The organism is Mesobacillus maritimus, from assembly GCF_019749255.1.
GTDB classification, from domain to species: Bacteria; Bacillota; Bacilli; order Bacillales; family Cytobacillaceae; genus Mesobacillus_B; species Mesobacillus_B maritimus_A.
Genome location: NZ_JACWFH010000032.1, coordinates 1 through 12,648, shown reverse-complemented (window position 1 = coordinate 12,648; position 12,648 = coordinate 1). Strand labels below are relative to the sequence as shown.

General features: G+C 38.9%; 9 protein-coding genes. 8 read left to right on the top strand and 1 reads right to left on the bottom strand.

Annotation, left to right across the window (positions count from 1 at the left end):
• Position 1: 1 nt before the first annotated feature.
• Positions 2-2,065 (bottom strand): efflux RND transporter permease subunit, encoded by a 2,064-nt coding sequence (locus tag H0185_RS20465; protein WP_246629325.1) that lies wholly within the window; start codon positions 2,063-2,065, stop codon positions 2-4.
• A 129-nt stretch (positions 2,066-2,194) separates the two neighbouring features.
• Here H0185_RS20465 and H0185_RS20460 point away from each other — a divergent pair, with 129 nt between their 5' ends.
• The 8 genes from H0185_RS20460 (at position 2,195) to H0185_RS20425 (ending at position 12,588) form a co-directional block, all read left to right on the top strand.
• A complete protein-coding gene (locus H0185_RS20460; protein ID WP_343223185.1) occupies positions 2,195-2,773 on the top strand; it encodes a TetR/AcrR family transcriptional regulator in 579 nt (192 codons plus the stop codon).
• A 175-nt stretch (positions 2,774-2,948) separates the two neighbouring features.
• A complete protein-coding gene (locus H0185_RS20455) occupies positions 2,949-3,899 on the top strand; it encodes a siderophore ABC transporter substrate-binding protein (protein ID WP_221875357.1) in 951 nt (316 codons plus the stop codon).
• A gap of 775 nt (positions 3,900-4,674) precedes the next feature.
• Positions 4,675-5,238 carry a sigma-70 family RNA polymerase sigma factor gene (locus tag H0185_RS20450; protein WP_221875356.1) on the top strand — a complete coding sequence of 188 codons (564 nt, stop codon included), beginning with the start codon at positions 4,675-4,677 and terminating at the stop codon, positions 5,236-5,238.
• Positions 5,225-6,286 (top strand): DUF4179 domain-containing protein, encoded by a 1,062-nt coding sequence (locus tag H0185_RS20445; RefSeq protein ID WP_221875355.1) that lies wholly within the window; start codon positions 5,225-5,227, stop codon positions 6,284-6,286. The genes H0185_RS20450 and H0185_RS20445 overlap by 14 nt, the downstream gene beginning before the upstream one ends.
• Before the next feature lie 234 nt (positions 6,287-6,520).
• Entirely contained in the window at positions 6,521-7,042 is a 522-nt protein-coding gene (locus H0185_RS20440; RefSeq protein WP_221875354.1) for a hypothetical protein, read from the top strand.
• A 1,359-nt stretch (positions 7,043-8,401) separates the two neighbouring features.
• A complete protein-coding gene (locus H0185_RS20435) occupies positions 8,402-10,075 on the top strand; it encodes a peptide ABC transporter substrate-binding protein (protein ID WP_221875353.1) in 1,674 nt (557 codons plus the stop codon).
• 251 nt (positions 10,076-10,326) lie between these two features.
• Positions 10,327-11,838 carry an MDR family MFS transporter gene (locus H0185_RS20430; protein ID WP_246629324.1) on the top strand — a complete coding sequence of 504 codons (1,512 nt, stop codon included), beginning with the start codon at positions 10,327-10,329 and terminating at the stop codon, positions 11,836-11,838.
• A 120-nt stretch (positions 11,839-11,958) separates the two neighbouring features.
• Entirely contained in the window at positions 11,959-12,588 is a 630-nt protein-coding gene (locus H0185_RS20425) for a nitroreductase family protein (protein ID WP_221875351.1), read from the top strand.
• Positions 12,589-12,648: the final 60 nt, after the last annotated feature.

The window sequence follows — 12,648 nt, the reverse complement described above, 5'->3', positions numbered from 1 at the left end:
ATCATTTCTCCTTATAGAAATTTGCTTTCAAGCTCGTTTTATCAATCAATTTGTCAAAGACAAGCAGCATCGCTGGAAGGAAAAAGACAACCAAGATAAAGGCCAATAATGCTCCTCTTCCTAGTAGCAAGCCGATTGACCCAACGATTGGGTTGGATGACGTAATCCATAAAATAAACCCGACACTTGATAAAATGGAAGCAGATATTGCAATCGAAAATAATTTCTCATCAATTGTTTTCTTAATTGCCTTCAATGCAGACATTTTCTTGCGGTTTTCCTTATAGTCCTCCGTGAAAAGAATCGCATAATCGACCGTCGCGGCGAGCTGTACGGTACTAATAATCAAGTATCCGACATAGACCAACGATGAATTGGTAAAGTAAGGAACCGATAAGTTGATCCAAACGGCTGCTTGAATCGTTAATAGCAGCACCACTGGAATCGAAATCGATTTAAATGTAAACAATAGCACGATAGCAATCGTAATAACCGTAAGCAGATTGACCATCACATTGTCTTTTTCAACAGTGGTTTTAATATCATACAAGGTTACGCTTTCTCCAAGAACATGGACGTCTTCCTCATAATAATCTGCTGCCAGATTTTCGACGGTTTCCACCAAGGCAAACGCCACATCTCCCTCGTTTCCTGCATTCGTATGGAGGATTATCCGACTATAGTTTTCTGAATAAAATTGTTCTGTAATTGACTCCTCAAGGTACTCTGGAGGAATCACCGAGCTGACGAGGTTCGTGTAAGACAGAACACTTGTCACTGAGTCTAGTTCTTCTAATTCCTGAACCAGCTTTTCTTCCTTCACAACATCTCCTCTTGGGACGAGCAACACCATCGGAGTATAGCCCCCGAACGTCTCTTCAATTTTCGTAACATCCTGACCCGCACGTGTGGTCTCTGGATGTTCGCCGATGCCATACGTAAAATCAGTTTTACTTTGACCGAGAAAAGCTGGGACGATTAATAGGAAAACAAGCAATAAACTAGGGAATCTAACTTTAACGACCTTACTGCCGATTTTCCTAAAGCTCCCAATCAACGGTTTATGCTGTGTTTTATCAATCCATTTAAACAACAAGAGCGTTAATGCCGGTAAAAAGACGATTACACTGATAAAGCTTAATAAAATTCCTTTTACGAGATTCAATCCTAAATCGGAGCCAATCTCGAACTTCATAAACGATAAGGCAATAAATCCAAAGAAGGTCGTTGCAGCACTCGCTGCGATCGCCGGGAAGGATTTTTTTATTGCGAGTCGCATCGCTTCTTCAGGGTCCTCAATTTCTTTGCGGTAATCTGAAAAGCTATGCAGGAGGAAGATTGCATAATCCAACGAGACCGCTAGCTGCAAAATTGGTGCAACTGACTGGGTCACAAAGGATATCTCCCCAATAAAAAGATTTGTCCCTAAGTTAATAAGGACTGAAACCCCAATTGCTGTCAGGAAAAACACCGGTTCCATCCAGGAATTTGTTGAAATAACTAAAATTAAAATAATGATTGGGACCAATAATGCCGCTGCATACATTGATTCCGTCCCTGCCATTTTTTGCGAAGTTGCAGTATCAAGCGCCTCCCCTGACATGGCATTTTCCTCACCAATCAGTTCATAAATTGCATCTGTGACGGCAACCTCATCTCCTTCGCGAATGGTAAAGGAAAGCAAGGCTTTGTTATCTTTGTAGTAATTTTCTACCGTGTCCTGATCCGCAATTTCTAAAGGCGTTTTGATGTCAATGGCGTCATCTAACCAGGTTACATCTGAGACTCCATCAATACTAGCAAGCTTTTCTTTGAAAATAAGTGCTTCCTGTATCGAAACATCATTGATCATGACTCGTGTATTTTGAACAGAGCCGTCAAACTCTTGCTCCATGATTTCCATTGCTTTTGTCGATTGTGCGTCCTCTGGCAGGTAATCCACCATATTGTAATTAACAGACACAAAAAACTGTGCAATCGTACAGATGGCAGCGATGATGCCAAATAGTATGACAATGGATTTCTTATACTTTAGTATTCGTGCTGCGATGTCGATTGAAACCATCTCCTTCTTGCATCTGTTTCCCTGTAACATTATAATGGACATCGTGTTGGTTTTTCAACAGACAGTTAATTATTATGTGTTTGATTTCCAACAAACCAGTTTAATGTGTTGGATATATGTGAGAAAGGTGTGGTTTTATTGAATTCTAAATTAGATCGACGAATCCAATATACTAGAATGATTTTAAAAGAAAGCTTAATGAAGCTGTTGAAAGAAAAGCCGATTTCTAGTATTACGGTAAAGGAACTTTGTGCACTAGCCGATATCAATCGCTCCACCTTCTACTCGCACTATTCCGATCAGTATGACCTTCTTACCCAAGTCGAAGAAGAAATCATTCAGGATATGAACGAAACACTGCTGAACTATAATATCAACCAAGATGAAGAATCCTTTCAAATGATAGAAAAGATTGTCGAGTATGTAGCAGCTAATAGCGACATTTGTGAAACACTATTTAGTGAAAATGGCGACCCTAGCTTTAAAAAGCGCGTCATGATGCTCGCACACGACTACACAGTAAAAAGTTGGATGAGCAGCTACCCGGTTGATGATTCAATAACATCCGAGTATGCAAGCTTATTTGCGATAAGCGGCAGCATCCACATTCTCGAAATCTGGCTTAAAAACGGAATGGACAAAACGCCAAAAGAAATGGCCGAAATCATTAACAACCTTACCAATAAGGGCCTCTCCTCTCTACGTTAGGAAGCAAGGGGGACGGTGCTTCTACTTCAAGTTTGGAAGTAAAAGAATCGTCCCCCTTGCTTCTTTTTTACTATGGAGGAAAAAATATTTATGAGTTTTCACAAAATTTATGTTGACAAATGATACTGAAAATCATTATCATTTAGCTATAAATAACATTCACGAGGTGTAAACGATGAAGAAAAAATGGCAAGCCTTTATCTTAATTACAATACTTGCACTCTTTGCTACAGCATGTGGATCAGATGATTCAGCAAGCAATGCAGATGAGTCCAATAAAGAAGCTGAAACAATGACGGTTACCCACCAGCTTGGGGAAACGAAGGTTGAGAAAAACCCAGAAACAGTTGTAGTTTTCGATTACGGTGTCCTTGATTCACTTGATAAGCTTGGCGTGGAAGTAACAGGGCTTCCTAAACAATCTTTACCTGGTTACCTTGAAAAGTACAATGATGACAAATATCTAGATGCAGGTGGCTTAAAAGAGCCTGACTTCGAAGCAATCAATGAAATGGCTCCAGATTTAATTATCATTTCTGGAAGACAACAAGATTCATATGAAGAATTCAGTGAAATTGCTCCAACCATTTTTATGGGGCTTGATACAACAAAATACATGGATTCTTACAAAGAAAATGCTAAATTGCTAGGTGAGATCTTCGGCAAGGAATCTGAAGTAGAAACAGAAGTTGCTAAGGTAGAAGAAGCCATTGCAGGTTTGAATGAAAAAGCAGCGTCTAATGGCAAAAATGGACTAATTATCCTAGCAAATGAAGGGAACATCAGCGCTTATGGATCTGGTTCAAGATTCGGTCTTCTTCACGATGTTTTTGGAGTAAAACCAGTTGATGAGAATATCGAAGTTTCAACCCATGGACAAAATATCTCATTTGAATACTTAGTTGAGAAAGACCCTGATTACTTATTTATTGTTGACCGTGGATCCGTGGTAGAAGGCGGAAAATCGTCTGCAACCTCCATTGTTGAAAATAAGCTTGTTGAAAATACTAAAGCAGTGAAAAACGACAATGTCGTTTATCTTAACGCAGACTACTGGTACCTATCTGGCGGCGGACTTACCTCTGTGGCAGAGATGGTCAAAGAAGTAGAAGCTGCCCTTAAATAAGCAGTAATGGCCGTGACTCCCCCCTGTCACGGCTTTTTTTTTGAGGAGGCATGTGAAAACTTTGTAGATTCTACTCTATGAAAATTTCATAGGACCTTTTTTAGTGGAATCCTTTGCTAAAAGTGCTCTATGAAAGGCTTCATAGGACCTTTTTTAGTGAAATCCTTTGCTAAAAGTGCTCTATGAAAGCTTCATAGGACCCTTTTTAGTGGAATCCTTTGCTAAAAGTGCTCTATGAAAGCTTCATAGGACCTTTCTTAGTGAAATCCTTTGGTAAAAGTGCTCTATGAAAGCTTCATAGGACCTTTTTTAGTGGAATCCTTTGGTAAAAGTGCTCTATGAAAGCTTCATAGGGCCTTTTTTGGTGGAATCCTTTGGTAAAAGTGCTCTATGAAAGCTTCATAGGACCCTTTTTAGTGGAATCCTTTGGTAAAAGTGCTCTATGAAAGCTTCATAGGACCTTTTTTAGTGGAATCCTTTGGTAAAAGTGCTCTATGAAAGCTTCATAGGACCTTTTTTAAGAGGAATCTTTTATAGAAAGTGCTCTATTAAAGGTTCATAGACCTTTTCAAGAGGAAACCTTCGGAAAAAGTAGCCTATGAAATCCTCGTTATTCACCTTTCATTCCAATCCCCTCAATCACGGCTACGATTAATCATATAATCTGATCTTTTTCTTTGCTTCGAACCATCCTCCTTATTCCTTTTTTAAAAAGTAAGGGAACCATATTTCCTTTTGTCTCGTCTAATCTGTTGAAAATGAGGGGTGATATGGGATGTTTACGGAAGAAACAAATAAGTCGGCTCCACCGGGCTCTGCTTCTAAAGATGAATTGCTCACTTGGCTGATGGAGGAATATGGCGATATGGTTCTGCGTTTAGCTTTTACTTATCTAAAGCAAAGGCAACTAGCGGAGGATATTTCACAAGAGGTGTTTATTAGCTGTTATCACCATTTGGATCGATTCGAGAATAGAGCTTCCTATAAAACTTGGATTTACCGAATTACGGTGAATAAGTGCAAAGATATGTTGCGAAGTTGGACATATAAAAATATTACCTACAAGGATATGCTCGTTTCGCTTTTAAAAAGTGGCTCCAAATCCACTGAGGCACAATTAGTGGATCGCGAAGAAAGAGAAGCCATCTTTGAACAAGTATTGAATCTCCCGGTTAAATTTAGAGAAGTGATGATTTTATTTTACTATGAAGAGTTATCCATTCAGGAAATAGCGGAAATGTTGAACCTAAATACCAATACGATTAAAACTAGACTCCACCGGGGACGACAAGCTTTACAACTGAAGATGGAAGGAGTGGGGATCCATGGAACAGTTTAAATACCCGAATCAACATCCAGACTTAAGTGAATTGCATTTTGATGAAAAGAATAAAACCCAAGTCTTTGAGGCTATTCAAAAGGGAGAGAGTCCCGTTCAAAAGAAAAAACCAAAACAGAAACTAGCGCTTACCGGTTTAGCTGCGGCTGCCATCTTTCTTTTATTTATTGGCTCAGCTTATTTTTCACCAACCATGGCAAAAGTTGCTGCAAAAATCCCTTATTTCAGTTTGTTTATTCAACAAGAGGAATATAAAAATGCTCTACAAGATGTTGTTTTTGAGGCCATGAAGGATGAAAAGTACAATGACCTTCGTAATATCGAAGTATCGATTCCAAAAAGAGAGATTACTATATGGTTTGGTGGGACAAAGACAGAGGTAAAGGAGATTGAAGAAAGTGTAATTCCACTGGTGAACACCGCTGTAAAAGAAAATAACTTTGGAACTTATAAAATAGAAGTCATTCATGATAAAACCGTCTATGACCCAATCCCAGAGGACAGTCCCGAAGTGGAGAAGTATATAAAAGCTAGCAGCGAATTAGAAAAAAGCATCATTGCTCAACTCGAGAAACACAATTACGATATGCCATTCCCAGTTCAGGCCAGAATAAATGAAATTGAGAAGTACATTTATGTAGCGATTCCCAAAACGGAAACGAGAATCGCTGAGCTTGAAGACTTATTACGCACAGTGGCAAAACCGTATGGGGACGACTTCAAGCTCGATATTCGGAAAATTGATATGGCCGCACGTGAGCAAGAAAAACGTTGGGAAGAAGCAGGAATCATTCATATCTTAGTCGGAGGGTTAATGGAAAACGAAGAATTCAAGGTGACAGGGTTCTCCTACTCCTTCCATCCCCTGCCCTTACAAATTAAAGTGAAAACATCTGTAAAATCAACACATGCTTCTGCTAAGGAACTGGCTGTTAAAATTGAGCAAGAGATCCATACATTTATTCAAACAGACGATCTCACAAAAGATGTTCGAAACGATCCATACGAACTCATTATCTTAGGAAAAGATAAGAAACAGATGAATTAGAAAATAAAAGGACGGTTTTGCTTTTATCCTTACTGGAAGCAAGACCGTCCTTTTGCACATACGCTCAACTACTTGTAAAGTGCCCAGGTATTCATTTATCCTGCTTGACTACCATGACAATTAGTACTTACCTCCTAAATTTTGTTAAATTTTCATAATTATTCCCCATTCCCTATCAAAAAGTTGTTTAATAGAGAAAAGCTGTTTATTAAATTCTTCCCGAAGGAGAATACTATGCGACAAAAACAAGTTTACAAAAGCCCTATTGCAGCCATGCTTTGGTCCATTGCACTCCCTGGTCTAGGTCAACTTTATAATAGAGATTATATCCCCGCGTTTCTTCTATTGACCTTAGAGTTTCTAATTAATCTTTTTTCAAACTTAAATCTCGCCATTCTTTATTCCTTTAATGGCGACTTTCAACAAGCCCACGAGATCATCAATTATGAATGGGGGCTATTTTATCCTGCTGTTTACGGCTATTCTGTTTGGCAAGCTTACAACTATGCCAAAAGCATAAATTACCGTTCAAACGGAAATGGTCCACTTAAAAGAACCTTCTTTACTGGTTGGTTTTTCGGCTTGGTCATCGGCATGGACCTTGGCCTTTTTTGGCATAACCTAAGCCTGTTTGAAGAACTAAGAGTTCTAAGCTTTCTACACTTTCCCGTTCAGAACGGTTTAGTCTTCGGTCTATTGGGTGCACTATTAGGGCACTTAATCGAGAAAATATACAAAAGGAAAACAGTACACTGAAGATGCCCACCCCCATATAGTTAGCATTAGTTACCAACTAAACTTTATGCCTATCATGGTACAATGGTGTAGTTCCTACTATTATTTTAGGGTGATTTTATTCTATGAAAAAATTCTTAATCGTTTTTTTAACTATATGCTTGTTTTCGATGTTTTCTCCGCCGGTATAAACCCTTACGATATGTAATAATTTGTAAAACAGAATATAAATAGTAAAAAAGTAAACGGTCCCTTTCTGTAGTGCCTTGTGGATTAACATTATATAAATAATAAATTAGCAACATTTTTAGCATAATAAATAATTAATCTATTTCGTTCATACCACGCCCATAAGAAATAAGCCTAAGTTTGCATCGTAAATAGCACCCCACTTCATGACAATGGATATTGTCATGATGCGGGGTGCTATTTTATTTTTTTATCGTAATTTTATTCAATTATAAAGAACAAAAGGATTTATTTGTATTATATGGTAAAGTAGATTTAACGAATATAGTGATTCAGTTTACCACAGGAATGTTTAAGAAGTATCTTGGGATTTGTGGTAAAACGAATATAAGATAGTTCTATTAGTAAGTGTTATTTTTGAAATTGGGGTGTCGTATGAGACTAATAATAGCAATAGCTACTATTGGCTTGGTAGCATTTGGATTAAGTAACCTAATAGATATGACCGTGCAGCTTTGCAACACCATGTACTTAGCAGGTCATGGATTTGGAACATTTCTAAAAGATATACTCAACTAACGGTTATTTTAATCGCATAATAATAACTTATCACCGACAAAAAGGTTGGGATTTTCCCAAACCTTTTTTATGTATTGTTATTCCGCTTACTATTTATGCTATGAATTTAAGCTTTTCTCCACTTTATCGGAACTATTTTCCCTTCTTCCCTTTGCTTTTTTTAGCCAAACCGCTTCCCAAATATTATCTCCTAGCCTGTGTATTTCTTGCATTTATCATTTTTTCAAATAGAGAGTCTTACTTGTTTACTTAGGATGTATCCTTGAATATGTCTCCGTTTAAGTTTTTCAATCTACCCTCAAGATTTTGGACGATATTGATCATTGGGACTATAATAGGTTTATTTCAATTCCTTTAATCTTCCAACTTTCCAATGTTTACTTTTACTTTTCCCTTCCTCTTATTCAGTTAAAATAATTTACTATCCTTTTATATTAATAACCCTTCTTTGATATTTCCCTATAATACATAAAAAATATTTTTAAAATTCGCTATTATTTACTTTACAAGCCATCCAACTAGACCGTATAATCAGTCTTATAGTTTTAGATTATTCTATTTAGGTATAATATTTAGAATTTAAAAACAAACATATTTTAAGGGGGAGAGAGAATGAAGCTAAAAAATTGGTTATTATTTTTAGCAATGGGCTTGGTACTAAGTCTTGGCTTAGTGGCATGCTCTGGGGATGAGCCGGCTAGTAATGAAGGCTCAGAAGATGAAGGAAAAACAGAAGAAAAGGCTGGGGAAAAAGTACTAAGCTTTACAAACCCAGAAGCCATTCCTTCAATGGATCCTTCACTAGCTACAGACGAATCTTCATTTGTCTTTCTAGCTGCAACAACAGAAGGGTTATACCGTTTAGATGAAGAAACACAACCATCTGACGGAATTGCAACAGGGCATGAAGTTAGCGAAGATGGCTTAACTTGGACCTTTACACTACGTGAAGATGCTGTTTGGTCAAATGGTGACCCTGTAACGGCTCATGACTTTGTTTATTCTTGGCAACGTGCCGTAAATCCTGATACTGGATCAGAATATGGCCCGTACATGATGAATGGCGTCATCAAAAATGCAACAGCTGTAAGCACTGGTGAAAAACCAGTTGAAGAACTTGGAGTAAAAGCTGACGGTGACTTCAAACTAGTAGTTGAATTAGAAAATCCAACACCGTACTTTGAAACACTAACAACTTTCGGTACATTCCTTCCATTGAACCAAAAATTTGTGGAGGAACAAGGCGATAAATTTGCACTTAGCGCAGATAGCCTATTATCGAATGGACCTTATACCATGACAAACTGGGACAGCACAAGCAACTCTTGGGAGCTTGAGAAAAACGAAGATTATTGGGATGCAGAAACTGTACAAATGGACAAATTGAATTTCGAAGTCGTAAAAGACCCACAAACAGCACTAGCATTATATGAAGAAGGTACTGTTCAACGAATTGATTTAACTTCTGACCTTGTCGATCAATATTCCACAGATGAGGATTACCAAGTATCAGCAGATACTTTCGTGTATTTCTTGAAGTTTAACCAAGAATCAAATGATGCTTTAGCAAATAAAAATATTCGTGCTGCTCTTAGCCGCGCATTTGACAAAGAAGCTCTAGTTGGTGAAATCTTAAACAACGGTTCTATCGTGGCAAACGGCCTAGTGCCAAAAGACTTCACTCCAATGCCTGAGACAGGTGAGGATTTCCGTGCAGTGAGTGGCGACCTTTCAGCTTATGACCTTGAGGCAGCTAAAGAATTCTGGGCTAAAGGCCTTAAAGAGATTGGCAAAGATTCTGTAGAACTTGAATTCCTTGCAGATGATGACGAAACAACAAAAACACTCGTTCAATATGTAGCAAACCAACTTTCAACAAATCTTGAAGGTTTAAAGGTAAACATTAAACAAGTACCGAAAAAGCAACGTCTTGATTTAGATGATAGTATGCAATATGAGCTTCAGCTTACAAGATGGGGCCCTGACTTCCTTGATCCATTCACTTATATGAACCTATTTACAACAGATAGTGGAAACAACTGGACTGGTTATTCTAGTGAAACTTATGACAAATTAGTCTTTGACACAGCTTCCACTCTTGCTACAGACAATGTAGCTCGTTACAACAACTTCCTAGAAGCTGAAAAAGTACTCTTTGAAGATGCGGTTATCGCTCCTGTTTACCAGGCTTCAAGAGCACAATTAGTTTCTCCAACAGTTGAAGGAGTATTTGTAAATCCATTCGGTGCAACTTACGAGTATAAGTGGGCGAATGTAGCAGAGTAAGATAAAGATCTCTCTGCTTAGCTCTAAACAAAAAGCAACATGCAGCCGCATGTTGCTTTTTGTTTGGATTTTTAAAATCAAGAGTCATGGTGATGACCAATCCCTTTTGATGTCACCACCTTCGAATATTATGGTAATAAACACAGTTTACCGTAATGGTAAGCGGCATTAAACGGTCCCTATGTCCCTCCCAAATAGTGTATAATAAAAAACTGTAGCTTATATTCTCTCAAAAAATGGAAGTGAAAAGGATGGAACAAATACTAGATCGTGAGGATAGCCAAAAGACAACGAAGCGGGCATTTGTCTTTGGGGCTATTTTAATTGGAATGTTTATGGCGGCGATTGAAGGAACGATTATTGCCACTGCGATGCCAAGTATTGTCGCAGATTTAGGGGGCTTCTCTTTATACAGCTGGGTATTTTCAATTTACTTATTGATGCAAGCAGTCACGATTCCGATCTACGGAAAACTAGCTGATTTATTTGGTCGAAAACCAGTCTATATCTTCGGGGTTGTCATTTTTATGATTGGCTCGATTCTTTGTGGGATTGCAACGACCATGCCTATGCTAATATTCTTCCGCTTAATTCAGGGCATCGGAGCGGGTGCTGTTCAACCGATTGCCACCACTATTGTTGGGGATATTTATACAATGGCCGAACGCGCAAAAATCCAAGGGTATCTTGCAAGCGTTTGGGGCATTTCCGCCATTGTTGGACCGGCCCTTGGCGGACTATTTGTTGATTATCTTGACTGGGTATGGGTGTTTTGGATTAATATCCCGTTCGGAGTCCTTTCGCTTATTGGAATTATTTTTTATCTTCATGAAAATGTGGAAAAGAAAAAACACTCAATCGATTACCTCGGTTCAGGTTTATTGCTCGTTTCCATAAGTGCGCTGATGCTCGCACTTATCCAAGGAGGCGTTGCTTGGAGTTGGTCATCCCTCCCAAGTTTCAGCTTATTTGCACTGTTTCTTATTGGAATCACTCTCTTTCTTTTACAAGAAAGACGAGCCAAAGAACCTATGATGCCTTTACACATCTGGAAAAACCGAGTGATTTTTGCATCCAATCTTGGGGCTCTTACCACGGGGATGATCATGATTGGGGTAATCAGTTTTGTACCAACCTATGTTCAGGGTGTCATGGCTCAATCTGCTACTGTTGCTGGCTTTTCTCTTGCCATGATGTCGATTGGCTGGCCCATTTCTTCAACCATCGCGGGTAAAGTATTAGTACAATTAGGGTCATTAAAAACAGCCTTAATTGGTGGCTTCGGCTTGATAATCGGGACCAGCATACTCTTACTCTCCCAACCTGCATTTGGACCAGTATTTGTAGGAGTAGGCTCTTTCTTTATTGGCGTGGGAATGGGCTTTACGACGACCACCTATGTGGTTTCGATTCAAAGCAGCGTCGACTGGAAGGTTCGCGGTGTGGCCACAGCCTCCAATATGTTTATGAGGATTCTTGGGAATACGGTAGGAATCGCCTTAATGGGTGGTGTTTTGAATACGCGCTTATCAAAATACCTCGAAGGGCAGGCTGGTAATTTGGGGCAAACAGTAAACTTAGACGTCACCAACACCATGCTCGACCCAGATAAACGAAGTGCCCTCCCTACCGATGTGGTTCATTTATTAGAAGAAGGACTCTCTATCTCCCTGCACAACGTGTTCTGGGGACTAGCAATCCTTTCCATTATTAGTTTTATATTTATCCTATTTCTACCCAAGGAAATTCGAAAAACGCGGTAAACGACAGTCCCTTGTCTTCCCCCAAACTCATTGCTTGACTCTTTCACTTGTAAAATAGTAAGCTTATCAACGCAAAACGCTTACTATTAGTAAGTGAATTCCAACTAGGGGGAAAACTGCATGTCTACTACAGCAACGTCAACCTTAACAGATATCATCAGAGATCGTCACTCTGTTCGAAAATATGATCCTACTTTTAAAATTGCTCGGGAGGAAATAGAAGAAATCTTGAGTGAGGCAACCCTTGCTCCTTCTTCTAGCAATCTACAACCTTGGCGTTTCATCGTCATTGATGATCAAGAGACGAAGAAGGAACTTCGTCAAATTGCTTACAATCAAGAACCTGTTGAAACGTCTTCAGCTGTGATTGCTGTCCTTGGCGATATAGAAATGCATAACAACATTGAGAGGGTGTATCGTAGCAATTTCGAAGCTGGGTTTATGGATGAAGCCAACATGAATCGTTTAATTGAAAGTGCAAACAACACCTACCCTCAAGCACCTGAAGAGGTTCGTAAAAATATTGCTTCTTTCGATGCAGGTTTAGTTTCCATGCAACTGATGTTACTTGCAAAAGCGAAAGGCTATGACACCGTTCCAATGGGCGGTTTTGATAAGCAAAAGTTCATCGAGAAATTCCAAGTGTCTGACCGCTATATGCCAATCGTATTGATTGCTGTAGGAAAAGCAGCAGCGCCAGCATTCAAAACAACTCGGATTCCGGTAAAGGATCTTGTTGATTTCGTATAAGAAACCTAGGAAGGCAGGAGATTAAAATTGAACTGTACCCTTTGTCAAGGACATTAAAAA